Source organism: Pseudomonas syringae pv. tagetis (genome assembly GCF_022557255.1).
GTDB lineage: Bacteria > Pseudomonadota > Gammaproteobacteria > Pseudomonadales > Pseudomonadaceae > Aquipseudomonas > Aquipseudomonas caricapapayae.
In genome coordinates this window covers 3,114,996-3,140,844 of sequence record NZ_CP092923.1, presented here as the reverse complement: position 1 = coordinate 3,140,844, position 25,849 = coordinate 3,114,996, and the positions used below count along the sequence as shown (strand labels likewise).

Below are 25,849 nucleotides of genomic sequence, written 5' to 3'. Positions count from 1 at the left end.
CCCGTCAACCGGGGCCTCACTCAGACAATCGAAAAACATCGAGACTCGGCCCTTAAATAGGGCTTATAAATAGCGCAGTGTGACATACCTACATTCGCCTAGATTTTCGCCGCATCATTCTGGAATCCCCAACGTGCATGTAGCTGACAAAGTCGAGCTGATCCTTGCAAAGCATGGCCCTCAGCTCAGCACCGATGTTGCGCAGAAGCTGGCAGCCATTCATGGAATGTCCAGCGACGCCGCAAGACAAGCAATTAGCCGCTCCTTCACAACAGTGCGTCGGTTGAAAGGCATAGTCTTTCCTCACCGAGCCCGCTTCCTTTACCTCGATACGCACTATGGCATGAAGATGTTCTCCGAGAGGCTTCTCGAAGCACTAAAAGCGTCCAACCATCACTGCTATTCTGGCCTACTGGCGTTGACACAACGCGGCGGCATTCTCCCGCTGGAGCACTTCAAAACCGCTTGTGGCGCTCCTAAGCTGCAGAAGAAGCAGGTAAGCGCCGACCGCTTGATTGAGAACTTGTTAGCAGCCAACCTTGCCAGGTCAGTTGACGTGGACGGCGTTGGGGAATGTATCGCGCTTGGAACACTGCGCGACGATGACATCGATGTCCCTGCGCTGAAGGCTAGGTTGGTAGCCGAATCCCTCGCACTCAGCGCAGTAAAAGAATGGGCCCGCAATCTGGGGGTCGGCGGTTACAACCAGGTGCTCATTCGGGGGGAAGCCGACGATGCCCCAAACGCAGGCCCAAACTACTGGGATCTAGCCGCGCCTTGTTACCTGTTTCCGCTGCTGGGTAAGTCTACGGAGCAGAACAAGATCAAGCCTGGCTCATTTGTTTGCGACATTTATCTAGGGGGTAAACTATCCGAGGCCAGCATTGAGACGTTCATCAAAAAATGTATGAATGTTCGAGGATTTGCCAAGGTTTCGCCCATGCTCCAAATGTTTGTCGCTGACTCATACTCCAGCGAGGCCATGAAACGGATCAAAGCAAATGGGGCTATTGCTGCCACCATTGATACGGCGCTGGGTACAGAGGTTGCCCAGGCGCTGAAGCAACTGACCCAGACGCTGACCTCGACAGCACAGTCCGCTCGTGAACCCGAGAAGCTCGATAGATTGTTCAAGGCTCTTCTCAAAATCGAAGGAGCTGCGAGCACGCTGAGAGGTTGCCTGTTCGAGTACGTGGGCGCCGAGATCGCGCGTGAGTTCTATAATCCGACAGACATCACGCTCAATCGCAAAGTCGTCAGTCAGGTCACAGGCGCCGGGGCCGAGATAGATGTGCTGGTGAGGGTAAGTCGGAAAAGCTTGGTATTCATCGAGTGCAAAGGGCACCGCCCAAATGGCACTGTAGACCACGCCGAAGTTGAAAAATGGCTGAATAAACGCCTGCCCACACTCCGCGATTTTGTTAAAGGACACTCCGAGTACAAACAGTGCGAACTATCATTCGAGCTATGGACAAACGCATCACTGACCGAGGCGTCGAAGGCTCTGATCACGTCGAAGCAGGCACTTACTGACAAATATCGCTTGGCCTACAAGGAGGGTCTGGAGCTGCTATCGATTGCCGAGCAGAGCCACAACAAATCCCTGATCGCCACGTATAAACAGCATTTTCGGAACCATCCCCTCAATACCTAAATGTAGCTGCCGAAATCGATATAGATAAATTCAACGGGCAGCAGATTACCCGCGGGTTTCACGAAACTAAGGAGCAAGGGAATGCAATTTGTAGCTGATGGGCCGGACGTGCCCGAAGAGCTTCTGCAAGCACACGAAGAGGGTCGAGTAGTTTTTTTTTGCGGAGCAGGAATTTCCTACCCTGCGGGATTACCCGGTTTCAAGGGACTCGTTGACCAGATTTACTCAATAACTGGGACTACCCGAAACAGCATTGAGGATGAGGCCTTCAAGCAAGGCCAATTCGACGCGACGCTTGATCTTCTGGAACGGCGAATTCCTGGCCAACGCAAAACTGTTCGAGAGGCCTTGGCTAAAGCATTGAAGCCCAACCTACGACGCAAAGGTGCTACAGACTCACACGCGGCGTTGCTAAGGCTCTCTCGGACTCGGGCTGGTGCACTGAGGCTGGTGACAACGAACTTCGACCGGGTGTTTGACACCGCTGCGCGACGTACCGGCCAAGCATTCCATGCGCACACCGCCCCGATGTTACCTATCCCAAAAAACAGTCGTTGGGACGGGTTGGTTTTCTTACATGGATTGCTGCCGAAAGACGCAAACGAAAGCGCGTTAAACCGGTTGGTCATGACAAGCGGTGATTTCGGGCTGGCTTATCTTACCGAACGCTGGGCCGCTCGGTTCGTCAGCGAGCTTTTCAGGAACTACATCGTGTGCTTCATCGGTTACAGCATCAATGATCCCGTACTGCGGTACATGATGGACGCATTGGCAGCGGATCGCATGCTGGGAGAGAGCACGTTGCAAGCCTGGGCCTTTGGTGATTGCGAGGTTGGCCAGGAGGCTCGCAACACTACCGAGTGGGAAGCCAAAGGCGTCACTCCCATCCTTTACGATGTTGTTCCAGGCAGCCATGATCACTCGGCACTGCATAAAACGTTGCAAGCTTGGAGCGAGACTTACCGGGATGGCATCACCGGTAAGGAACGCATGGTCGGGCTAAATGCTTTAGCTAGGCCCTCAGCGAGTACAAAGGAAGATGACTTCGTAGGGCGAATGCTATGGGCACTGTCTGATAAATCAGGCCTTCCTGCTCGACAATTTGCAGACTTCAATCCGGCGCCCCCTCTGGAGTGGTTGACCGAAGCGTTCTCACAAGCACGGTTCAAACACAGCGACCTCAATCGATTCGGAGTGCCTTCTAAACAAGACGTCGATGCGAAGCTCCAGTTCAACCTTGTGGATCGGCCAACCCCCTACATGCTTGCTCCAAGAATGAGGCTGGCGACCGGAGGCACATCAAATTCCGACTGGGATCAGGTGATGTTCCAGTTATCCCGCTGGCTCACTAGGCATCTGAACGATCCTCAGTTGATTTTATGGCTGGTAGGCCAAGGTGGGCGTCTACACGATCGCCTGGAATGGCTCGTCGATGGGCGCCTGAACGAATTGGGGAAATTTGAACGCGACGGCAAGGTGTCCGAGCTTAGGGAAATCCGTAGCCATTCGCCCAACGCTATCCCCAGCCCGCACATGCGTACGCTTTGGCGAGTACTACTCGGTGGCCGGGTGAAATCGCCGTGGAGAGAAACTGACCTTTACCGATGGCAGGAGCGCTTTAACCAAGAAGGGATGACGCCACTCCTCCGACTTGAGCTGCGCGACCTGCTCGCTCCCAAGCTGCTACTTAAGAAGCCGTTTCGCTGGGATCAAGAAGTCAGCAGCCCAGAAAATCCCAAGCGCGTCCGGGATCTCGTGGATTGGGAGCTTGCATTGGCCTCGGATCATGTCAGATCAACCTTCAAAGATTCTTCGAGTGAACGCTGGAAAGAATCCCTACCGACATTGCTCGATGATTTTGAGCACCTCCTTTCCGATGCTCTGGATCTGCTTCATGTCATGGGTGAGGCCGAAGACCGCAGTGATCGCTCCCACTGGGACTTACCCTCCATCGCACCACACCCTCAAAATCGTGGTTTTCGCGATTGGACAACCTTGATAGAACTGCTCAGAGATGCATGGGAAAGTGAGCGGGAGATAAATCCCATCCGGGCTATCAGGATCGCGGAGACTTGGTTTGGTCGCTCATACCCTACCTTCAAACGCTTAGCTCTATTCGCCGCTAGCCGGAATGGAACTATTGCTCCAAAACTTTGGACATCATGGTTACTCTCCGATGACGGATGGTGGCTGTGGACTGTGGATCTGAAGAGGGAGGTACTGCGCTTGTTGGTCTTGCAAGGCCACGACCTAACTGGAGGAACAGCTGCCCGTTTACAGCAAGCAATTTTGAAAGGGCCGCCCCGTGACATGTACCGGGACGATTTGGAACCAGAGCGCTGGCGAGCAACCGCTGACCACTCCATCTGGCTGCGACTGGCCAAGCTTCAAAGCTCCGGACTGGTTCTAGGCAAAAATGCATCGACGCGCTTCACGGAGCTAACTCAAGCCTACCCCCAATGGAGCCTGTCGGCTAACGAACGCGACGAGTTCTCTCACTGGATGAGCGGCAGCGGTGACGCCGATTACGAGAACAACATCGTTGTTACAGTTGCTCCCACAAGAAGACGAGAGCTGGGGCAATGGCTGAAGCTTGCACCGGAAAATACCCACAACCGCAGCCGAGACACCTGGAGTGACGTCTGTCGTCAGCACCTTCTAAACAGCTTGTACGCCTTGGACGACCTCGCAAAGGAAGAGCTATGGCCGATCAATAGATGGAGCGAGGCACTGAGAGCCTGGATCGATACTCGTCTCGTTGTACGTTCATGGCAGTATGGCGCAGCAATCATCTTGAACCTGCCAGACCATGTGTTGCTTGAACTCGCCCATAGCTTGGCAAGCTGGCTGCAGGAAGTTTCCAAAGCCAACATCGCAGGTGAGGACAATCTTTTCGCGCTGTGTCAGCGCCTGATGGATCTCCAGCTTGACCCAGATACTGGTATGACGCAAAACGGCGCGCCTATCGACCAGCCAGTCACCGAAGCGATCAATCACCCCATAGGCATGGTTGCTCAGAGTCTAACAAACCGGTGGTTCAAGCTGGTGCTGCATGACAACACCGGGCTCTCCCCTACCTATAAGCGGTTCTTCAGCACACTGACCGACACAAGCGTCGCGCGCTATCGCCATGGTCGCGTCATCCTTGGATCAAACCTGATAGCGCTCTTTCGCGTTGATCGACCGTGGACGGAGCGTCATCTTTTGCCGCTGCTGGACTGGGATCAGGATCCGGTAGAGGCGAAGGCGATTTGGGAGGGCTTCTTGTGGTCGCCTCGATTGTACCAGCCGTTGTTAACGGCCTTTAAAACTTACTTTTTGCAAACTGCACGTCACTACCAAGAGCTTGGGGAGCACAAGCAACAGTTTGTGGGTCTTTTTACATACGCGGCACTCGGCCCCACTGATGACTACACCATTGAAGAATTCCAGATGGCTTTCTTGGCTCTACCCCTAGAAGGCCTTGAAGAATCAGCCCAGGCATTATCCCAAGCGCTGGAGGGTGCTGTGGATCAGCGAGAAGAATACTGGGAGAACAGGATCCGACCGTTCTGGCAGCAGATCTGGCCAAAATCCCGAGAGCTGGGAACTGCAAGGATTGCGGAATCACTGATCCAGATGACATTAGCCGCTGGGAGCAAATTCCCTGCGGCACTCAGATCGGTGGAGGCTTGGTTATGCCCATTGGAACATCCACATTATGTGGTGCATTGCCTCGCCGAGTCTAAATTGTCCAGCCGCTTTCCTGCCTTAGCTCTGCAGCTATTGAGCTCCATCATCGACGACCAGCCTTGGGCATCTGAAGAGCTTGAGCAATGTCTGGCGTCAATCATTCAGGCTGATCGAACACTAGAAGAAGATATTCGGTATCAGCAGCTTCGAGAGTACCTCAGGCGCCGGAGGTAGCTCCGCCCGGCCGACGTTTAGTGAGATGGTGGCTTCAGCTCGTCGTGAAAGGATGGCTGATACCACCTCTACCGTGTACTGTATATGCATCCAGTACCACAAGAAATGCTCCTATGAACCTCATCCCCCTACGTCAGATCACCGAATCTGAGCTCCCCACCCTCCTCCAGGTGCTGTCAGGCCGAGCCTCGGGCGGCTTTCCCAGCCCAGCGGCCGATCACTACGAAGCCCCGATCTCCCTGGACCACCTGGTAGACCTCAGAGCTCCGCACGTTTGGCTCGGTGAAACCAAGGGGGACAGCATGTCGCCGGCGGGCATTTTGTAAGCGTCCGGCCAAGTCACCTTCCGAACTCCAGCATCAAGGGCGATGGTGTCCGCGTATTTTAAGCGGACGCGATCGCCCTTATCGCCAATATTTCCATGCGGCCACGAAGCTCTTATCCCAACCGTCCAAGGCCCAGGTGGTTCAGGAATGCCTGCAACCCGGAGCAACCATTTCCAGTGTCGTGTGCGGACGCCTTCAGTCTTCGTAGCTGCAGATGAATTGCTATTCGAGGGCTGCCAGTTCTGGTAGCCCGTCGATATTTATCGGACTGGATTAGGTTTCGATTGGGAAGCCCGTGCCCCCGCCGCCGGAGGATCGATAATTCTGCTTGGCGGTTAGCATGGCCTTGAAGCTGTCGATCAGCTCAATCAGCTTATCCGCGAGTTTTCGATGATCATCATTGACGCTGGGCTTTTCAAAGCAGACTTCCGACTTCCAGCTCTCATTTATATTAGCTTGGGCCACTAGGAGCTGTATCCCACGGTAGGAGTCGCTTCTGTCTTCGTATTGGAGGTAGCGTCCGAACCGATCACTATTTGTTTCGCTGAATGCTTCGAGCAGCAGAGAACCTTTGATTCTGTCGTTAGGCCTGAGCGTTTGGCGCAGTTTGCCCCTAAGACTCTCGATAGCACGCTCTACGTGGCCCTGAATTACATCCTCCCCCTTCGCCAGATCAGGATAAAGGACTGTCATTGCGTGGAAGTTGTAGGTGAGCAATCCAAGGTAGGCGTTGCAGAGGCTTGATAACGGTTGCAGCTGCTGTAGCTCGAAATTGTGTGTATAGCTCTTCAAGTCAATCGCAGCAAGCTCATCGCTCAAGCCTGATTCAAACTTCGGAGCGTCAATTGCGCAGAGCGTGAAAACTTCCTTCAGGAAGCCATCGTCTTGAAGGTGTAGGTAATGCGAATAGAGGTCAACGATAGAGTGGTAGCGCGTCGAAAGCTCCTTTTGCAGCATCTGCCTGGGCAAGGCTTTGAGTGCGTCTATGATCGGTGTAGGGTCAGGGTTTGATACGTTGATTTGAACATTCGTAACCCTAATGCTCCTGAGCAGGTTTTTCGCATAGTCTAGCCTTGGGAGGAACTGCCCGTTAGGCGATCGACTGTAGATCTCTAGCTCCCCAGTTGAGCATCCACCATCTCCTGTGGACGGTATGTCGTTAGCCATAGATTTGACCTCGCAGTGGTGTGGCATTCGTTCTTCTTTTCGAGTGTACCTCATCGCTATGGCCGGCCCTGTACACTCGGGTGGGTACGATGCTGGCAATCGAAGCGCCGAGCTGGTTTGCTCTGGTCTCGCGCTGGTCGTGGTTCTTTCAGCGAGATTTCCCACTAGTTTTCAGGATTAAAAAAGCGTTCATGCGATTCTTTTTGGATACAAACATCTGGAGCTACATAGCGAATGAAGGTGCCGGCGCCGAGCTTGTCACCACTGCCAGGGCGGCAGGTGTGGATATTGTCGTTTCTCCTGCTGTAGTGGATGAGGTGCAGCAACTGCCGGTGCCCGAGGCGCGCCGAAAGGTGCTTCAGCTGCTGACGAGAAAGGACTGGAAGCGCTTGATGCCCGAAGTGTTCAGTGAATGCGCTGAGATAAAGTCCCAGATCATAAAGCTACGCCCTGAATGGGTCATAGCCGAGCCCAACATGAAGGAATTCAATCGGCTCCGATATGACTGGGTAAGGCGAGCTGGTGGGTACTGGGATCGTGCCCGGCGAGAGATCGAAACGCCTCCAACCAATGAAAGTGTCCGAAGGGACGAAGAGGCGCGCCTGGCCGTGGAAGAATCGTTCGCGATAAGACAACGACTGGTGAAAGCCAAGCCTGGGGGGCATACGCACCTAGAGTACATTGGTCATATTCCTGAAGCAGGCACGCCGGGTTGGACTGGCAATCCTGTGCACTACTGGCGGGTACCCAGCTTGCACATGTTCAAGACCGAGCTGCAGGTGTACGAAAGTGCGGTCAGCGAATGGCTAGATTGCGAGATTGACGTGCAGGCAATGCTTTCATCGCCCGAATCGATGAATCGCCTGTGGCTACACGAGTTAGACCCCGCAGCAGTTCCGCGGCAATGGTTGCGGGGATCATTTGAGTTTCTCCAAGCGTGGCACAAGGTAACGCCCGGGACGCCTGGCGACACTCGACTGGCGACTCACCTGGTGGACGCGGACATCATCATATCGGCCGATAAAAATTTCGTCCGGTTTGCAGAGCGCTGTAGGGAAGATGCCCCGTTTAAAATCGGTAAGACGCTTTGTGCTCGGGCTAACCGAGCAGGCGTGGACGATGTGATGCAATGGATTTCCAAGCCCGACACCCTTTGATGAACTGCGTCGTGGATGCGGCATAGATTCACAGCACCAGTGCGGGGTCGAGGCCCTGCACGCATTATCAGTTGAAACGAGGTTACCAGCGTGAACGACCCCAATGATTTCCCTGTTGACCATCCAGACCTTGACAGCTTTCTCCACACGCAGCGAGTAAAATACGAAGAACGCAATTACTGGTTCCAGCATTCACTGGGGGCAGAAAGCCATTGGCTTTTTATTCAGGCATCAGACGCCCTGAGGCATGAGCTTTACCTTCCTGCCTGCACTGGCTTTTTGACAGGGATCGAAGCATCGCTTCGCAATACGATCGCCCAGCTGCAAAAACTTGCCAGCGTCGAGAAACTTGAAAAGTTCTCCACCTTCAGCAATGGGTTGCTGCGACTCGCCCGCGATAGCGGCATCAGCATCGATTGCTTGATCTTTCCCGGCGAGCAGGATTTTGAGGCGAATCTCCTGACTCGCCAGAACCCTGTTCGTCTCGTCAACGTTCGCCACACCCTATGCCACGGTAATATTTTCGAATATGTGGTTACGCCCGAGGGGCTACCGACGATTTTTACGCCGGAATGTTGTCGTGAGCTTGCCCAGACGCTTCATCATATCTCTCGTGAGTGGGTGGCAGGCCTGGGCGCGTTCCGCAGGCAGACATTGGGATTGTAGTGGCTGCCCGTTGAAGATTAGTGGCGTTTCCAGTGGTGGAGCAAAGGAGGCCTACGGTTGAGCAGGACTGCTATGACGGCTATCCGTATGGTCACGGGGAAGCACCATAGTCAGACGACCTGCGACGATCAATTGATTGATCTTTTCGTGTGCTCGCTGCAGCTGATGGTTTTTCTCGAATGGCCGCGGTTGAGTCCTAGGTTCAAGTGTCATAGCTCCTTCCCTTTTCGCTTCGGATGAGCACCCTTCGGTGTCGGTGTGTCCTGGTTCACTGATACAGGCGGCTTGGTCTGAGACGGTGGCTCTTCCCGATCGGGCTGTGTGTCCACGCATTGTTCTAGCTGGATCTTCAAATCAGCCACAAGCTTAGCTAAGTCTGCTTCACGAGCAGCGCTCTGCGCCGCGGAAATATGGAGCGCTTTGAGCTCGTTGCCCAGTTCACTCGCGTTGGTTTTGTGGTGCTCAATGATCGCCCCTGCTCTGGCTTCCGCTAGCGTGAGCGCCTGCACTTGGGCATTCAGTGTCTGTATCTGATCGCTCTGGGAATGCAGGATTTTGACTTGTTGCCGTGATTCCCCGAGCAACCTCTCATTGTCACGGTTGAGTCGTGTGGATTCATCCTGCTTGACCGCCAGCGATTCCCGGAGCTTTCGCTGCTCGACCTGAGCTTCGTGAAGCTGGGATTCATGCCGGCGCTGATCCTGCTCGCGCTGTTCCTTGACGGAATCCCGATAGTGCTCAAGCGCGCCACGCGCATGGACATGCTTCTCCTCGAGGGACTGGATCTGCTTGTCTTTTTCAGCGACCAGAACCTCAAGATCGCCGCAGCGTTGGGCAATCCCTGCATTGCGGGTCAGCTCGGCCTGCAGCGACGATTGGGACGTCTGCAACTCAGCCGTCTGGGCCACAAGGGCTTCTCGTTGGGTAGCCACATCGCGTTGCGATGACGCCAGTTCAGCTTGCAGGTCGGCAACCAACGCTTGCGATGTTGCTTGCTCGATACCGAACTCAGCTCTTGCGCGGTCAGCTACTTGCGCCCCCTCTTCCAGCAATTGATTGAGGAGGCTTTCGACCATGGAGGTCAGTTGGTCACCCAATCTCTTCCCGGTTGACTCAGCGCTTGGCTCTACCGATTCGAGTTCTCTGAGATACCTAGAGATGGTCGTGTTTGAGCCGGTATTGCCGAGCTCGGCGCGCACTTTGTCGATTGTGGGATTGATGCCTCTGACCAGCAATGCGTGGCGGGCTTTCTGCACCACAGCCTTGTTTATACCGCCTCGGGCCATGTCAGCTCCTACGATTTCGTATGGTATTACATCCAATGAAATTACATTCAACGATACGCCGATTTTGAATTGTTTGAAAGTTATAGTTTAAAAGGCCATAATTGATGTTTATAGCCTCTTGACGACCCTGAAAGGCCGAAACCATCCCTGGTCGCCTGTAATAGCCGGGAAGCGGCAAATTTCGAGGTTGAGCATGGTGGGTAAGGCCGATCGGTATCTCACGGCGGGTACGAGGGAAAACACGCGTAAGAGCTATCGCGCTGCGATCGAGCACTTCGAAGTGACGTGGGGTGGTTATCTACCCACGACCGGCGATGGCGTGGTTCGCTATCTGGCCGAGTACGCCGACAAACATGCGATCAGCACGCTCAAGCAGCGGCTGGCAGCGTTGGCTCAGTGGCATGTCACTCAAGGATTCCCCGACCCCACCAAAACCCCGAACGTTCGACAGATGATCAAAGGCATCCGAGTCGTTCACCCGGCCAAGGTCAAGCAGGCGGCTCCTGTCCTGTTGAGGCATCTTGAGCAAGCGATCCATTGGCTGGAGACAGAAGCGAGCGCCGCAGCGCAGCGTGGTGATTACAAATCCTTGTTGCGTCATCGCAGATCCATCGCCTTGGTGCTTATTGGGTTCTGGCGAGGCTTCCGGGGTGATGAGCTGGCCAGGCTCAACGTCGAAGACACCCAAGCGTCCAGCGGAGAAGGCATCACATTCTTTCTTCACCACACCAAAAGTGACCGTGAGCACGAGGGCACCACATTTCATACACCGGCACTCACCAAGCTCTGCCCAGTGGACGCTTACCTCAACTGGATCACTGTGGCGGGGATCTCAACCGGGCCAGTGTTCCGTCGGCTGGATCGGTGGGGGAATTTAGGTGATGGGGCTATCCGACCCCACAGCCTGATCCCAATGTTACGGCGGATATTTGCCGAGGCTGGACTGCCGGAGTCGCTGTACACCAGTCATTCGCTGCGACGCGGATTTGCGACCTGGGCGTCCGCGAATGGCTGGGACATTAAAGGGCTGATGAGCTACGTCGGATGGAAGGACATGAAATCTGCGCTGCGCTATGTTGATGCAAGTGTTTCGTTCGGTGGGCTTTCGGTGCCAGCATCGCGAAAGCAGCTCGAAGGCGCGCGACAGTAAGGTGTCTACAGCCACAGCGTTACTGGCGGCAGGAGCGCATAGCCTGTAGGTGTCAGCTCTATGCCCGAATCGATTGATCCATTGCGCGCCCTAGATCCGCATCGCGTCCAGAGAAGCGTCGCGTAGTGAATCAGCCCCTTTGCGTGACGAACCAGGGTGCCATGAAGCGGGACTCGACACCTTCACTTCACTTTCAGACTGCCACGTTTGGGTTACGCTGCCGCCATATCACGGCATCAAGCTCAGCCAGATTTTTTGCAGGGTAGGTTTTGGCCCGGCTCAGCGCGACCCGAAGCAACCGAGCCGATCGGATATAGTTGGCCCCCTGACTTGCGCCTCTCACCGTATCAACGCCTGTTCCCTGAAGCCATTCCCGGATAGGGCCATTGAGGACATAGTAACGTTTGGGGAAGAACTGGCAGAGCATCTCGGAAAACAGAGCACCTCGAGTGGTTACACCAGCGCTGTTAAGGCGGTCAATTTCGAGTCTGACAACCCTATCTCGCGACATCTCCGTCGCCTCGAGTACCCGCACTACGCTTATGGCCAGCTCCTGGAAATTACTGCTCTTTCCCTGCCGTTCCCAGCCTGCGCCCTGGAACCGATTCCTACGGTAGTAAGACCAGAGACCGTTGAGCTGGTCGTAGAATCTAGTGTCGTCGCTCTCTTCCCATTTCTTTTTATCCGAGGCTTCCCGGAATGCTTTGACTAGATCCGATCGGATCCTGGCGAACTCACGCATTTGGGCTCGACGGCGAGCCAGTACTTCGTTGAGATTGGAAAGGGTTCTAGGGTTCGGTAGCGCCAACTCGAACACGACTTCATCGTCATCCTCATTATGCCGCCCCTGCCGCTTGGGCTTACTTGGCTGTTTAGCTTCTTGATACCCCGCTAGCCAGTTGGCATCCAATGTCACGCAGCTGCTTGCAAGATTCTCAATCCACTTCTCAGCCGTTCGAAACGTTTTCTTCGATATCAGTGAGTATCCATTAGCTTCGTGGTTGGACGAAAACGCGGCTTTTGAGAGATTTGATGAGCCCACTAGCGCATAGCACGATCCATTCAATTCCCGCCAGAATACTGCCTTGGGGTGAAAGCCCACGATACCCTCCGCAACGAGGAACTCCTCGTGCCATTTCTTAGGCAGCCACGTAAGTACCTGCTCGCAGGCAGCTATCCGGGTGATACCAAAGTCCTTGCCGACGATAAATGTGAAGGTCTCGCACTGCTTACCTAACTTTTCCTCGATATCCCAGTGAGTGAGGTAGGCGCTGACGATGTACAGATGGGTTGAGCTCCGTAGGGCACGGAGGTATACGTCAGCAAGCTCTGCTTTTGAGCTTTGAGGGAGCAGCAATAAATCCATTACGTGAACATCCGTCCTGAGAAAAGGAGTTGGGGAACCTGCCCATGCGACTAGAGAGTTTCGGCGCGCTTTTGCCGGCTTTTTTTCGTTGGTTTAGCAGCCGCACAGACAGGAACATTGCCGTCCAGGATATACTGCCACATCGCCAGCACTTGCGCAGTCCGAGGGGTGACACGCCGCGCCGGCTAATTCATACGAGAGTCAGCTTTCGCCCTAACCTGAACAACGCATCATCCAGCCAGTGCTCGAACGCACCCTTGCTTGCTGGGATGAGCAGCTGACGCTCCTGCAGGGTTCGCTCTGGACGGTGGGGAATGGACATGCTTGATACCGAGGCCGTAGGTGGCTCGAGGAATACCTTGTTGTCCATACCGTGGAGGGCAAGCTGAAACCAGCCATGCCGGCCCTGCCCCATCAAGTTAAAAGCAGCAAGAGCCGCGGATCGAGCTCTAGAAGGTGACACGTAGTAGGAAGCGAACATATCGTTCCTGTTCCCTGGCACCGTGAGCGCTACGGATACCCATTGAAGCCCGTCATCCTGGACGCGCCATTTGACGCCGTTGGTATCCAGCCCCAGTACATCAGGTTGGTCAAACGCCTTGAAGCCATCCCTGATCTGACAAAGCCCCGCCTGAGACATCTGGACGAAGATGTCATCTCTCTGCTTATCGGAAACTCGCATCGCGCCAGATAGCGTGGGTTGCGTGAGGAATGCAAGCTCAACCGTAGCGTCCTGAGTGTAGCCACCCCATCTCGATTCATTGCTCGATGGACGAGCAGCCAGGCGCTGTTGAAACTCCGATTCGTTTATGGCCGTAGAAGACTGTTTCAGTCGGCTTAGCCCTTGGACGATACCATCGGAGAGCTCGCCAGCGTTCGCAAACGTGACACGAAACAGTCCATCCACATAGTCGGAGACCTCTCTTCTGAATGCCACCTGCTTGCCCGATGCGGGTACAGATTCGAGGAAATTAATATCGAAGCTGTTCGATATCGGTTCATCAGCAACTGGTTCGGCTGCCTACAGGTAGATGTTGGAATCGGTGGCCGGCCACCGCCCGGAGCGCCAATGAGTGCGAGGTTTAACGCTACCTAGGTCGAGCTCAAAGCCTTCGCCTAGCGTTCATTGATCGAGCGACCGCGGCGGGCTTTTAGATATCTAATCGATGTATCTGTCACGACCGCCAAGTACGGAAAATACAACCTGAAGCCACGCTGCTACTAGCGCCAACGGCGCGTTCCAAGCCCTATACAAGCGATGCAGCCAGCCATCCATAAACAGCGCTAAACTCCCCTAGCCATAACCCACACATTGAGCCATCGCTGATAGAGAACCAGCTGGCTAATGATCAAGAGCACGAATACCAAACAATGTCAGGCAAGTGACCATGGACATGCCAGCACCTAGCTTAAAACGGCTCGTCTGCAGCAAACGCTACGTCGTATCGGCTGGGGGCATGCATGCACGTTGTCTTCCCTTGAACTCTCCTTCACAACACTATAAGTACCCATGACTGAAAATCTAAATATCTCTGCTATTGGCCTGATCAGAAGGATGGTGAAGGACATTACCTCACGCCCTATAGCTGTCGGCACTGTCCTGACGGGCCTTGGCTCGATCCTGACTTTCTGTGTGCTCTTCACGTATCTGCACGCTATTGGATATCCGGTCTTGCTAGGGGCCGCGCTCGGCACTACCACAGCGCTCATCCCCTGGATCGTCATCGCCACCCTCACACTTGCGCTGTACTTCGCAGGCTTGATGGCCACCTCTGCGTTCTATGCGTCGGCGCTCGCGTTCTTCAACCGTACCCCGGGTATACAACCGTACATGGCGACTATGCTCGTCCTACCAGCACTGGCTGGGATCACGACCATGGTTACCTCAATCATACTCGGACAGCATCGTAGTGCATTCTTTGCGCTGTCGACATCAGGCATCACCGTAACAGCGACCCTGCTCGCCATGCTTCTGATACACCGCTTCAAGGCAGCAATCGATGGATGTGCACGACAGGAAGGCGACTCGGCACCGGCTACCAAAGCCACTTGGGTAGCAAAATTCGTCGGCCTTGCAGGAGCTATCTGGGGATCTGCGATCTCGGCAATGTTTCCAATGTTCCTTCTAATAAATAGCTACATGTGGCCTACCGATCGCTTTGGCTTATACAGGTTCGCTGGTATTTGCATCATCACCGCCGTACTTGGTCTGCTACCAGCTGCCGCATTTTACATCTGGAAGGACGAGCAGACGATGCGCACCCGCCACACAATAGGCGGCATTGTATTAGCTATTTCCGGTGCGCTCTTTTTCGCCCCGGCAACCATACCCATGGTGGTTGACAGTGCCGCCAGCGTGATCGGCATCAAGGATCTTCAGGTAGCCTCCTACATGGTTAAAGACACCACCTACGCCGTCGAAGACTTCGATTCACAGTGGGGTAAGCCACAGGCACTTAGGGGGTTTCCCGTCGTGGAAGCATTTGCATTATTCCGCCTGGGTGACCTCCTCTTGTTGTGCCCTCAATCGCTATCAGGTACCAAGCTTGTGGAGTGGCCATCGCTGAGCAAAGCATGCTTGGTGTTGGATGCGAAACTGATCAAACGAATGCCAATGAAGGTCGATCAGGACTGAGCCGGGAGAGTGCAGGAGCTCGCCACTTGACGCCGCGACTGCTAGATCACGTGGGCGCCCAATGGGCCGAGTTTTCTCTCTTTCAGATAGCCAACGTGTTTTGAGATCACAGCCCCAGGTCAGCGGCGAAATAATCGTCACGCATGGCCTGACTGGCTTGTCCGTCCTCGATGAGCGATTGCTGGAGGCGACGCTTCAAAAACCAATAAAGCCCTGACCGCAGTTCGACAAACCCCCAGTCTCGAACCGTTACATAGCGTTCGCTTGCTGTCAGCGCCCTCTCCAGCGCTTTAAAGCCTGAAACCCCAAGGCTGGATGGATACAGCCTCACCAGATGCTCCAAACCAGGGTGCCGACGATACTCCTTGAGCATGGCCTCCAGCATCGACTCCAGCTGGGCGTCGTATCGCTGGGCCGCGACCGACCAAATCTCGAAATCCTGTGTGTTTATCAAAATCTACACTCTTCGCACTGGTCTTAATCATGGCCCGCACAAGTAGGCATCTCTCACACAGCCATGGAAGGGCAAGATCTGCTTAAAGCTGGCCCTTGAGGCCGCCGCTGTGCATTCAGAGGCTGGCCAGGATATGTGTCACCTCCGGCAAAAGCCATGCGCAGCCAGATCGCGCCTCGACCAGTAGCAGTCAAATATCCATCTAAAGCGATTCGCCAGACGATCCGTCAAGGCTACCAGCCAAGGAAATGTAGCGGCCGTCTTCCCTCTCTACACTTCAGACGGAGTTATCCCGTTTAGCCTTTGGCCGTTAGGCTTGAAATTTTTTCACCCTAGTTTTGTTTTTTGCCAGCAAAGAAAAGTCGGCGGCGAGCCGCCGAATGACCGCCTCCCCTGCCCCCCAGCCGCAGGCCGATCACAAGGCCGGCGTGTCAACCTCAGCGACGAGAGCAAGCACACAGCATTCTGTTTGAAGGGCGTTTTAAGAGCACGTGATCGTACGAGTATGACCCTTGTGCGGAGAGCGCCCAGGGGCCATGCTTTTTCTTTGCCTACAAATATAGAACTCCGTCTCGCTTGAAATTTTTCAAGGGGGTGGGGTAACCAAGTTGTCGCTTCAATATAAATAATATCGCTTTGGAGCAATCTTGTCCGCGCCTGACCGAGGGTTTGCTGATATCGTCGAGTCCAATAGAGATATCGGCCAACCGGTTTCCAGCCTGCGGACAAGGTCGCCAGGGCCCGCTGCTCGGTCGATGTAAACCTAGATTTTTATCTGTTAACCGCGATGGTTAACAAGTTGTTTTTTGGGTTTACAGATTTCTGTTGTTTTCCTAGCGCCGTCCCTCGCGCGCTTGGGTCAAGATTACGACCTCACTGAGGTCAGAATAAATCCTCTGCATGCTACGCAGAGCGTTCACTTTGCCGTGCGGTGACGCGCAGCGAAACGCGATCGGCTTTAGGAATGGGCATTACTGACGGCTTTTCTCCTGTGCCCGCGGCAGGTAGAGGTCTGCGATGTGTGGAGTTTGAAGTACTGGGGCTGAGGACAGCAAAAGATCGCCCTGATGTTAGACAGCTTACACACAGCCACCCTGGAGTGATTGCGTTTTGATATCATGGTTTCTTTATGTGTATCCAGGACGCAAATGGACAGCTACGTTGCTCGATATCTTAAGGACAAGAAAGATGATCTGCCAGCACTCTACAACTGGACGTTTGACCAAACCTTCGCCAGCGCCCAGTTCGGAATTGCGTTCATAGGTCAAAACGCGTTTGATCGAACCCTGGAACTGAAGGCAGGGCTTCGCGCCCTCGTCAACTCAAGCACCTGTGACATTGAAGACGGGCGCGTGGCCACCTACTTCATCAAGGTATGGGGTGGTATCACTCGGTTTTCCAAGGTCGATGAGACGCTAGGGCTTTTCTCATCTTTAAAGGGAATCGCCGAGATACCTGTGGGCTTCCAGCCACGCTTCCAGCAAATTAGCAGCTGGTCAAAATGGGCATCGATCGTGTGCCCAGACTGGGCCTGCATCTACGATGCACGAGTTGCATACTCCCTTAATGCTATCAACTATCTGATGGGTGCTGAACATCCTATTTTTCCAATGCCTGAGGGCCGGAACACCCGCCTGAAGATGCTCGATGTGACCACGCTAATCCTGGGTGAGCGTCTGCTTCCCGGCGAGAGCACCGACCCGAAGGATTTGAGAAAAAAGCACTTCATTTCAGAGCGTGCTGCTTATCCGCGTTACGTCTCGCTCGTGCGCAACGTAAGCATTGAGCTTTGGGGGAATCCGCATCACATCCATGAGGTTGAGATGCTGCTCTTCTCCCTTGCTGACGGCCAGATTTACCAGGATGTGTTTAACCGCCTCTCCAGACGGTAAGCATGCAAACGCCGTGTGGCTGTAGGGCGGACTTCATTTGCGCGTGAGGACGCAGGTGCACCGTCCGACCAATGATGTACCTTCCCAGATCCGATCCGCGTCCTTTAGGGGGCCAGCAACTCGTCATCACCTGTTGCGCCCCCGACTCGCCTGGTTAACCTGTAGGTTGTTACCGCATGACGTCCGCTCGCTTGCTCCGAAGAGTGAAATCAAACAGCTCGGCAGGTGTGGCCGCTTGAGTGATAGCCATAAACCAGTGGCCCGCAATGCGTTCGTGGCCAATACTGGCCACTCTTTTCAGGTGGTTCAAAAGGATTTGTGAATTATGGCATTGGATGTCGCCTACAGCGTTGAAGCTGACGATTTTGTCGATCCTGACCGTGCGTACGACCTGTTTTGGTCTGGCATTATTACCAATAAGCGCGCATTCGTTTGTCCCGCCGCGGACTGCGCCGCTCAGGTGACATGCGCAAATCTGGACAAGGACGTCCAAAACATGCGAGTCGTCCCGCACTTCAAGGTCTATGGAACCCACAGTGAGACTTGTGGAATTGCGCATGGCGAGCCGGTGGATATTGAAATCCAGCCAGCTGAATTGGACGGGCAGGAACACAGCACAGTCGACCAGTCTATCGTGGACGTCTTCAAGCTTGAACGTCCTGGCTCGTATTATGACGAGCATGCCGTCGAACCAGGCGCGGATGTCCAGGTTGCGAAAAAGCGCGCTAGAAGCATTCGACCCTACACCCCTCGGTTGGGAGAATCAGGTCTCGTAGGGCCCATCTACTCCGTTCGATCGGTGGTCAGCAGATACATACGATATCGCTCCGACAAGAGCCTTGAATTTCGCCGACTGAATATCGCTGGACAGGACGTGCCCTATGCCAGCATTTTCAGCTGCATCTGGGAGCAGGATCTGGACGACCTCCCCACCCACCCCATCATTTACTACGGATGGGCGTATGTAGACCGTACGAAGACAGATACCTGTAGTGGTCAACTGATCCCGGACACGACGTTAAGGTTTTTCTCGTACTGAGCGGGTGCCAGTCCATCATTGAACTGGTGTGGCCGAACCCAGTTGTAGCGATGCATCAGATAATGACTGATATCCCGCTGTGCCTCTTGGGCCGTCATGTAGCCCACGGCGGGTATCCACTCGGTTTTCAAGCTGCGGAATACACGCTCCATCGGCGAGTTGTCGTAGCAATTACCTCGGCGACTCATGCTCTGGCGCATGCGGTATCGCCAAAGCCGCTGGCGAAACTGTCGGCTCCCATATTGGGAGCCCTGATCTGAGTGAAACAGCAGGCCCTGAGGCTTGCCGCGTTGCTCATAAGCCATGTCCAGCGCCTTGATGACCAAGTCCGTGTCCGGTTTGTTTGAAAACGCCCAGCCCACCACCCGACGCGCATAAAGATCCATAACCACCGCCAGGTAATGCCATTTTCCTTGCGCCCAGATGTAGGTGATGTCGCCACACCAGACCTGATTGGGCGCGGGTACATCGAACTCCCGATTCAAAATGTTCGGAATGTCAGGCCTCTCCACTGTTGCTTTTTTATAAGCATGAGAGCCAGGTTGCTTGCTGATTAATCCCAGTTCCCGCATCAGGCCACGTACCTTGAACCGACCAATTTGCTCGCCATCTTCCTGCAATATCGAAACGATACTGCGGCTGCCTGCAGCGCTTCGACTTTGCCCGAACAGCTCATTGACTCGACTGAGTAAACGAACCCGCTCAGCGTCTGGAGCCCGACGCCGCTGGCAATGGTCGTAGTAGCACGAGCGAGGTGTCTCGAACACCTCGCACAGCAATTCGATCGGCTCATGGGCACCTAGCTGATCGATCAGCGCAAGCGCTCGTGTTCTTCCGACATCAAGAGCGCGGTAGCCTTTTTTAAAATGGATTTCTCCCGCTCAAGACGAGCGATCCGCGCTTCCAGCTCCTGAATTTTCTGCTGCTCGGGCGTCAGGGCTTTGCTCTGAGGCGTTACGCCATTGCGCTCCTGCTGGAGCTGGCTCACCCAGCGACGCAGCGCAGACTCGACCACCCCTAGTGAGCGGGAGGCCTCAATGTGGCTATAGCCCTGATCGAGCACGAGGCCTGCGGCCTCACGTTTGAATTCAGCAGAGAAGGTACGGCGTTGTTTGGTCATCAGACACCTCTATCTGGCGATATTCTCGCCTAAATGAGTGTCCGGAATCATTAGACCACTGCATCACATCGCCGAGGACTTTCTCAAAAACCCAGAAGAGTACAAATGATCAAGCCACGCGGGGCCGAGCAGATGCTTAGCGTGAGAAAGGGACGATGCGTCTAGTAAAACAGACCAACGAGCCCCCTGAACTCTATAGGGCATTTCTTTCCATATGCTCATAACCGTGCCAAGCAGTGCAACAACCCCAAGCCCACCTGACGCACTCATCAAACTTTGTTCTAAGCAAAAAACTGAATACGACTAGAGCCGTCAGCATAGCGATTCGCCACCAGTCGCCTATGCTTAATCTTCCGCAGTATTTTCAAGGAGAGATCTCGATGGCTGTTCCGAATGTAAATGGATTGGGCGCGCCCGTTACCGACGACTTTGAAGCTTGGCTCGGCGAAAGAAACCGGTGGTTGCAGACAGCTGCAAAGAATCTAATCGAGTCCAAGAAGCCCCCTACAGATGACCAGATCACAGAGCTTGCTCGCCTCTGCATCATCGAATCAAAGAAGGAACAAGACCCAGGCTTCAGCACTGTAACGCCAGGGTCTTTGGCCCTCGCTGCGAATCGTCCTGCCATCAGAATTGACGGAATATCAGAAGTCCACGGATTAAATGCCATCAAATCCGGAGCGTCGCTGCCTTTCGGCCCCGGCAACATTACAGTCTTCTACGGCCAAAATGGATCAGGAAAAAGCGGGTATGCACGCCTCCTGAAACAAGCATGCGGCTCAAGATCGAAAGATGAGATTCACCCCAACGTCTTCATCGAAGAGCTGGTGGCCTGCAGCGCTAAATTCCAGGTTTCAGCGGGAGAGAATAAGCGAACCATCGACTGGACGCTTGTCCAGGGTGCAGACCCTCTACTGCGCCACGCCCAGATCTTCGACACCAAAACGGCTACCCAGTACATGGGTAAAAGCGAGGCCAGCTACGAGCCGAGCCAGATGAAATTCGTGGCGTCATTGATCTCTGTGTCAGACAAGGTTAACCAACACCTCACAACGTCGAAAAATGCATTGCTCAGTGCATTGCCGCAATTTCCTGCGGATCTCGGAGCGACTGACGAGAGCCGCTGGCTTGCCAGTCTTAAGCAGGCGACCACTAACGCTGCCATCGACAAGACGTGCTTATTCACCGAAGAACTCGATGCCGATCGAATCGCAACCGAAGGTGCGCTAGCCCAGAAGGACATCGCTGGAAGATTGGCCTCAATCAACAAAGAAAAGCAGGGTCTAACATCTGTTCGTTTAGCTATGACTCAACTCAAGGAAAAGCTTTCTGACGACGCAGCAAAGATCATCGTGAGTGCTCACTCCGAGGCAAAGCTAAAGCGCCAGGCCGCCCAGAAATCTGCTCAGCAGCTTTTTGCTGAGACACCACTTGAGGGCGTAGGCGAAGCTATATGGCAGCAGCTGTGGGCACAGGCGCGGATGTTCTCTCGAGCCCACGCCTACCCCGACCAACAATTCCCTGTTGTTGGCGAGGACGCCAAGTGCGTGCTCTGTCAGCAGGAGCTCAATGAAGACGCGAGCACGCGATTGCTGCACTTCGAGCAGTTCGTTACCGAGGGGTTGGAGCGGGCAGCCAAAGAGGCCGAGAGCCAATATCAGCAGTTGCTCCGAGCCATGCCCCCGTTGCCAGATGAACAAGGATGGCAAGCACATATGTCTCTGCTCAAACTGGAACAGCAGCAGGCCAATGATCTGTACGCAGACTTGTTGAAAAGGCGCACCGAGCTTGACACAGCTGACCAAATCGAAAAGATTTCCGTGTTCGACTGGACACCGGTGGATCAAGCTTTAGCCGTACAAACCGAGCAACTCGCCATCGAAGAAAAATCGTTGAGTGACCTGCTGCAGGACGGCAAACGGCAGCAGATGGAAGACAAAGTTCGTAAGCTGAAAGGCACACAATGGCTGGCTCAAAACAAACCCGCCATCTTGGCCGAACGTGACCGGCTGTTGGCAGTTGACCAGTACGGTAAGGCCATCCGACTTACCGCAACCAACACGCTAACGAGCAAGAACAACGAACTGGCGAAATCCGAGGTAGAGGCCGGCTACCAGACTCGCTTTGCGGCAGAGCTCAAACTACTAGGCGGCTCGAGGTTGCCTGTAGCTCCCCAAAGCAAGACAGTCGGTAAAGGCAGGACGACGTTCGGGCTGACGCTTGTCGGGGCGATAGGAAGCCGCCCGCCCGAGCAAATTCTCAGCGAAGGTGAGACAAGGATTGTCGCGTTGGCTGCATTCTTGGCCGATATCACCGGCTCGAACCAGGTAGCGCCGTTCATCTTTGACGACCCGATCTCCTCGCTCGACCAAGACTTTGAGGAGCGAGTTGTTGCGCGCCTGGTCGATTTAGCACAGACCCGTCAGGTCATCATCTTCACCCACAGGCTATCTCTGGTCACCCTGCTGGACGGCGCTGTGAAAAAAGTGAAAGACCATCCAGATCTTCCAGACGTGCTACACGAAGTGCAGACGCTTCGACGCCTAGATAAAACATCCGGAATTTTAACCGGGCAAAGTGCTCGCGACTCGAAACCAAAATCCGCCATCAACAAGCTGCTGAAGGAGACTCTGCCCCGTCTCAAAAGGCACCAAGCTGAAGGAGATGTCGATAGCTACGACATCATGGCCAAAAGTGTTTGCAGTGATTTCCGGATCATCGTGGAGCGCACTGTTGAGGTAGTGATGCTGAACAATGTCGTACTGCGATTCCGCCGCGAGGTGATGACCAAAGGGCTCCTCCGACAACTGAGCAACATCACTCAGAACGACTGCGATCTCATCGATGACCTAATGACCCGCTACTCGGTGTACGAACATTCGCAGGCAGATGATCTCCCGGCCGTGCCACCCGAGCTCATTCAGCTGGAAGCTGATATGCAGTCGCTTGCGGACTGGATGGAGGATTACGCTAAGCGAGTGGCTTGACGCTCACCGTCAAAGCTTCCGAGTATCGAAGACCTCTGAGCTAGGCGAGGCGGCTGCAGTTGCCGGAGCGAAGTTACACATCGTTCCGGCCACCGTATCAGTAGGCGGCGCACCATTTACGGTAAACATACCGCCCAAAATCGCGTCGTTAGTCGATAGGTCGCCGTTACCAAGAAGAAATGCACGCCTCACCAAGTCTTCACTCAGCCTTGACGCCACTGCTCTGAAGCTTCAGCCCAGCACGTCCAGCCTTTGCAAACTCAAGCCAGCCATCACAGTAAATTTCACCCGTTTCTTCAAATTCATCGGCATCTTCAGGGTCTGAAAACGTCCCCAGATGCCGGCCATCCATCGTGTCGAAAGCCTCAAACTTCCACCGGTCTACCGAACTCCATACCGACCCGCTGACTGACCATCGATCATCAATTTCGACCCAGTACGGTGGAGAATGACCCTCATTACCTTATGCGACACAGTTCAGGATCATCTGCAACAACACCCGGAACCCCACCCGGTAACGCTCGGCAGATCAAATCCAAATTCGGATAGCTCCATTTCTATTACGAGGGCGGGGATGACTACTGCCGGGGAGCAGTAGACGCAGTGATCCAGCTTCCGCTGAACACGTATTCAGTCTGTGGAGCACCAGGAAAACAGCCCGCCTGTAGATGGGTCAGTACCTTGTGCTCGCAGCACAATCGTAGTGGTCGGCCAGAATCTGAGATGTGATATGACCGCCTTTAAGGCTACGATTGGCGAGTGCTGCCACATGCAGTCCATGCCCTGAGCTGTAGACCAAGGAGGAATGAATGGGAAGCAAAATCCCTGAGGCTAGGAACGCTCTTGGAGCAAAAGCCAGTGCACTGCAATATGAAGGGAACCCTGTAGGACAATTATTTTGCCCATCCAACGGGTGTGAAGCGCGGCTATCTTTCGTCAAGCGACATGACAGACGATACGCCACCAAGACGATTGAGGTGGCTCCTTGCTTCAGGCTGAAGAAGCGGTTCAACCACGATGCTAACTGCAAATACAATCTTGGGGGACAGCTCAGCATCATCGCAAAAGGATCGTCTTCAGATCTGTTTTCGGCCATCTCAGCGTCGAAATTTGAGTTTCGTCTTCACATACTGATCAAAGCCCTTTGGGAGCTTGATGACGAAGAAGTGGATGCTCGTGGGCGAGGCTGGGGATCCTCTGAATCGCAGAACAAAAGCTATGGAAACAAGGGCCGCCTTTCCAACTATCTGAAAACCTTGGGTCAGATACTCGAGCTGAGGGCATTGTGTGAAGACAATGACGAGCTCAAAAACCTCGTTACGCTGAAATCCAAGGAAACCACCATCCCTTGGAGTAAATTCTACTTCGATCACAGCAACCTTTGCGACTTCACTCGCTACTACGGTACGGGCACCCTGACAATTCCATTGGCTATTGCCGGGTATGTTCAAGACATTCGTCCACCTAGCGAGCGCTTCCCGTATCACGTGGCAGAGCTCACCTCTCCCTATGTTGAGCCCGACAAGGACGGCATCGTCCGCAAGACCGTGCCTCAGGTGATTTTAAAGCAGTCCACCCTCGCCTCCCTGCTCAAACGCCAACATGAATACATCTTCTTTGGGCAGTGGAAAGCTCGTCTCCGCAGAACGAGCGGCCGAGGGGAAAATTCTAACCAAACCTGGCTCTTCGAAAACATCGAAATGTACATTGACCAAGCGGATCATTTCATCGAGTGCTGAACAGGCGTCATTCTGTCCAGCGCATAAAACAGCAAGCGGAGCGCGCAGGCCACCGGTCGTAGGCGCGAGGATGGAAGCCCATCGGGCCGAGACACGGAGTGGCTCGGTTTACGACAGCCGTCCGCAGAGCGGCACGTCCAATGCCCAGACAACGTACGACGCCCTCGCAAAAAAACCGGGCCTCGGCAAATGAAAATTGAGGAAAGCAGCGATGCCCATTACCCCAATTGCAAAGCACCTTCGGGTAGCCAAACACGTCGTGGTTTTTACAGGCGCCGGCGCATCAGCAGAAAGTGGTATTCCGACATTCAGAGATGCACTGACTGGCCTTTGGGAAAACTTCGATGCGTCGAAGCTCGCGACAGCCGAAGCGTTCCGCGCAGATCCAGGCCTTTGCTGGGGATGGTACGAATGGCGTAGACACAAAGTCATCCAGGCCCAACCTAACGGGGCACACTATGCAATCGCCCAGCTCGCCAACCACGTGCCCAAATTGACGGTCATCACTCAGAACGTGGACGACCTCCACGAGCGAGCAGGAAGTTCCGCAGTGGCTCATCTCCATGGAAGTCTGCATTCGCCTCGATGCATCGACTGCAGCGCCGCACACGAGGCCCCTCTCCCTTCTGAGCCAGTACCAGAAGCCGGGATTCGCATCGAACCACCACGATGCACCAGGTGTAACGGGTATGTGAGACCAGGTGTCGTATGGTTCGGCGAAATGCTTCCGGATGACGCATGGGCGAATGCAATGACTGCCGCAAAAGACTGCGACATGTTCATATCGATAGGCACATCCGGGATCGTTTATCCTGCCGCAGAATTGCCATTCGCAGCTTTAGCGAATGGCGCAAAGGTCGTGCACATCAACCCAGCACGCTTTGCGATTAGCAGTCAGGAGTTTTTCGTAGAGGGCACCGCAGCGCATAGCATGACGGCCTTGGTTGAAAGGGCATTTCTCTAAACAGTACAAAGCTTAAGCGTCGCATCTACCAGAGCGAAACGAGCGCGCGAGCAGTAGCCGTTGAGGCAAGTCATCTCCCCATGGGTACTGCCCTTAATCAATAGGATCACATGCATGGCAGCTAAAAAACCGCCACACCCTTTACGAGCAAGCGAAATTGAACGTTTCGAACGAAATCTTGCGAACTGGCTGAAACTGGACGCTGCGGATGCGATGTACCACCGATTCCAAGGGATACTGTAAAGCCAAATCACGACTCTACAAATCTGTGGAGTAATCACCCGCCAAGGAGCGGTGAATTTGCTGATGCGCATGGGTGAAGCGAGGCGAGAAAAGGATGC

Annotated in this window: 17 protein-coding genes and 1 pseudogene; 12 read left to right on the top strand and 6 right to left on the bottom strand. The window is 54.2% G+C overall.

Annotated features, from left to right (window positions below):
* The first annotated feature begins 133 nt into the window (after nt 1-133).
* From MME58_RS13865 to MME58_RS13855, 3 genes and pseudogenes are all read left to right on the top strand, one after another.
* Nucleotides 134-1,654 carry a hypothetical protein gene (locus MME58_RS13865; protein WP_055005072.1) on the top strand — a complete coding sequence of 507 codons (1,521 nt, stop codon included), beginning with the start codon at nt 134-136 and terminating at the stop codon, nt 1,652-1,654.
* An 81-nt stretch (nt 1,655-1,735) separates the two neighbouring features.
* Nucleotides 1,736-5,560, top strand: a complete 3,825-nt coding sequence (dsr1, locus tag MME58_RS13860) for an anti-phage defense-associated sirtuin Dsr1 (RefSeq protein WP_055005073.1) — start codon at nt 1,736-1,738, stop codon at nt 5,558-5,560.
* Nucleotides 5,561-5,673: 113 nt separating this feature from the next.
* Nucleotides 5,674-5,883 (top strand): annotated as a pseudogene (locus MME58_RS13855) (LexA family protein); the annotation flags it as partial.
* A gap of 276 nt (nt 5,884-6,159) precedes the next feature.
* Here MME58_RS13855 and MME58_RS13850 read toward each other — a convergent pair.
* Nucleotides 6,160-7,053 carry a hypothetical protein gene (locus MME58_RS13850; RefSeq protein WP_147479891.1) on the bottom strand — a complete coding sequence of 298 codons (894 nt, stop codon included), beginning with the start codon at nt 7,051-7,053 and terminating at the stop codon, nt 6,160-6,162.
* An 89-nt stretch (nt 7,054-7,142) separates the two neighbouring features.
* Between MME58_RS13850 and MME58_RS13845 the strand changes: the two genes are divergently transcribed.
* Both MME58_RS13845 and MME58_RS13840 read left to right on the top strand, forming a co-directional pair.
* On the top strand, nt 7,143-8,210 hold the full coding sequence (locus MME58_RS13845) for a hypothetical protein (RefSeq protein WP_233591033.1): 1,068 nt from the start codon (nt 7,143-7,145) through the stop codon (nt 8,208-8,210).
* 90 nt (nt 8,211-8,300) lie between these two features.
* Nucleotides 8,301-8,876 (top strand): hypothetical protein, encoded by a 576-nt coding sequence (locus MME58_RS13840; protein WP_082427112.1) that lies wholly within the window; start codon nt 8,301-8,303, stop codon nt 8,874-8,876.
* 209 nt (nt 8,877-9,085) lie between these two features.
* Here MME58_RS13840 and MME58_RS13835 read toward each other — a convergent pair whose 3' ends face one another.
* The gene (locus MME58_RS13835) at nt 9,086-10,162 is read right to left on the bottom strand and encodes a DNA-binding protein (RefSeq protein WP_055005076.1); all 1,077 of its coding nucleotides are present in this window, start codon (nt 10,160-10,162) and stop codon (nt 9,086-9,088) included.
* Between the two features lie 193 nt (nt 10,163-10,355).
* Here MME58_RS13835 and MME58_RS13830 point away from each other — a divergent pair, with 193 nt between their 5' ends.
* Nucleotides 10,356-11,312 carry a tyrosine-type recombinase/integrase gene (locus MME58_RS13830; RefSeq protein WP_082427114.1) on the top strand — a complete coding sequence of 319 codons (957 nt, stop codon included), beginning with the start codon at nt 10,356-10,358 and terminating at the stop codon, nt 11,310-11,312.
* A 193-nt stretch (nt 11,313-11,505) separates the two neighbouring features.
* Here the strand turns inward: MME58_RS13830 and MME58_RS13825 are convergent, their stop codons facing one another.
* Both MME58_RS13825 and MME58_RS13820 read right to left on the bottom strand, forming a co-directional pair.
* Entirely contained in the window at nt 11,506-12,678 is a 1,173-nt protein-coding gene (locus MME58_RS13825; RefSeq protein WP_055005077.1) for a phospholipase D family protein, read from the bottom strand.
* A 190-nt stretch (nt 12,679-12,868) separates the two neighbouring features.
* Entirely contained in the window at nt 12,869-13,615 is a 747-nt protein-coding gene (locus MME58_RS13820; protein WP_055005078.1) for a hypothetical protein, read from the bottom strand.
* 573 nt (nt 13,616-14,188) lie between these two features.
* Here MME58_RS13820 and MME58_RS13815 point away from each other — a divergent pair.
* Complete coding sequence (locus MME58_RS13815) at nt 14,189-15,313, top strand: hypothetical protein (protein WP_055005079.1); 1,125 nt, start codon at nt 14,189-14,191, stop codon at nt 15,311-15,313.
* Between the two features lie 106 nt (nt 15,314-15,419).
* On the opposite strand, the gene MME58_RS13810 is transcribed toward MME58_RS13815, so the two are convergent.
* Complete coding sequence (locus tag MME58_RS13810; protein ID WP_241409101.1) at nt 15,420-15,767, bottom strand: hypothetical protein; 348 nt, start codon at nt 15,765-15,767, stop codon at nt 15,420-15,422.
* Between the two features lie 1,148 nt (nt 15,768-16,915).
* On the opposite strand from MME58_RS13810, the gene MME58_RS13805 reads away from it, so the two are divergent.
* Nucleotides 16,916-17,659: a hypothetical protein gene (locus MME58_RS13805; RefSeq protein ID WP_055005081.1), complete on the top strand. Its 744-nt coding sequence runs from the start codon at nt 16,916-16,918 to the stop codon at nt 17,657-17,659.
* A 325-nt stretch (nt 17,660-17,984) separates the two neighbouring features.
* A complete protein-coding gene (locus tag MME58_RS13800) occupies nt 17,985-18,698 on the top strand; it encodes a ring-infected erythrocyte surface antigen domain-containing protein (protein WP_241409100.1) in 714 nt (237 codons plus the stop codon).
* On the opposite strand, the gene MME58_RS13795 is transcribed toward MME58_RS13800, so the two are convergent.
* Nucleotides 18,656-19,818, bottom strand: a protein-coding gene (locus tag MME58_RS13795; protein WP_103715205.1) for an IS3 family transposase whose coding sequence is annotated in 2 segments (ribosomal slippage) — nt 18,656-19,563 and nt 19,563-19,818 — 1,164 coding nt in all. Because the reading frame shifts where the segments join, the coding sequence is not laid out codon by codon here. The genes MME58_RS13800 and MME58_RS13795 overlap by 43 nt on opposite strands.
* 380 nt (nt 19,819-20,198) lie before the next feature.
* Between MME58_RS13795 and MME58_RS13790 the strand changes: the two genes are divergently transcribed.
* The 3 genes from MME58_RS13790 (at nt 20,199) to MME58_RS13780 (ending at nt 25,508) form a co-directional block, all read left to right on the top strand.
* Nucleotides 20,199-22,805 (top strand): AAA family ATPase, encoded by a 2,607-nt coding sequence (locus MME58_RS13790; RefSeq protein ID WP_055005789.1) that lies wholly within the window; start codon nt 20,199-20,201, stop codon nt 22,803-22,805.
* 809 nt (nt 22,806-23,614) lie between these two features.
* Nucleotides 23,615-24,544, top strand: a complete 930-nt coding sequence (locus MME58_RS13785; protein ID WP_055005788.1) for a hypothetical protein — start codon at nt 23,615-23,617, stop codon at nt 24,542-24,544.
* Nucleotides 24,545-24,755: 211 nt separating this feature from the next.
* Nucleotides 24,756-25,508 carry an SIR2 family NAD-dependent protein deacylase gene (locus tag MME58_RS13780; RefSeq protein WP_055005787.1) on the top strand — a complete coding sequence of 251 codons (753 nt, stop codon included), beginning with the start codon at nt 24,756-24,758 and terminating at the stop codon, nt 25,506-25,508.
* Nucleotides 25,509-25,849: the final 341 nt, after the last annotated feature.

What these genes read in the sequence shown, in the direction of transcription:
- dsr1 (WP_055005073.1), top strand. Translation starts at nt 1,736, where the DNA reads ATGCAATTTGTAGCTGATGGGCCGGACGTGCCCGAAGAGCTTCTGCAA.
- MME58_RS13850 (WP_147479891.1), bottom strand. Translation starts at nt 7,053, where the DNA reads ATGGCTAACGACATACCGTCCACAGGAGATGGTGGATGCTCAACTGGG.
- MME58_RS13845 (WP_233591033.1), top strand. Translation starts at nt 7,143, where the DNA reads ATGCTGGCAATCGAAGCGCCGAGCTGGTTTGCTCTGGTCTCGCGCTGG.
- MME58_RS13835 (WP_055005076.1), bottom strand. Translation starts at nt 10,162, where the DNA reads ATGGCCCGAGGCGGTATAAACAAGGCTGTGGTGCAGAAAGCCCGCCAC.
- MME58_RS13830 (WP_082427114.1), top strand. Translation starts at nt 10,356, where the DNA reads ATGGTGGGTAAGGCCGATCGGTATCTCACGGCGGGTACGAGGGAAAAC.
- MME58_RS13825 (WP_055005077.1), bottom strand. Translation starts at nt 12,678, where the DNA reads ATGGATTTATTGCTGCTCCCTCAAAGCTCAAAAGCAGAGCTTGCTGAC.
- MME58_RS13815 (WP_055005079.1), top strand. Translation starts at nt 14,189, where the DNA reads ATGACTGAAAATCTAAATATCTCTGCTATTGGCCTGATCAGAAGGATG.
- MME58_RS13805 (WP_055005081.1), top strand. Translation starts at nt 16,916, where the DNA reads ATGGACAGCTACGTTGCTCGATATCTTAAGGACAAGAAAGATGATCTG.
- MME58_RS13800 (WP_241409100.1), top strand. Translation starts at nt 17,985, where the DNA reads ATGGCATTGGATGTCGCCTACAGCGTTGAAGCTGACGATTTTGTCGAT.
- MME58_RS13790 (WP_055005789.1), top strand. Translation starts at nt 20,199, where the DNA reads ATGGCTGTTCCGAATGTAAATGGATTGGGCGCGCCCGTTACCGACGAC.
- MME58_RS13785 (WP_055005788.1), top strand. Translation starts at nt 23,615, where the DNA reads ATGGGAAGCAAAATCCCTGAGGCTAGGAACGCTCTTGGAGCAAAAGCC.
- MME58_RS13780 (WP_055005787.1), top strand. Translation starts at nt 24,756, where the DNA reads ATGCCCATTACCCCAATTGCAAAGCACCTTCGGGTAGCCAAACACGTC.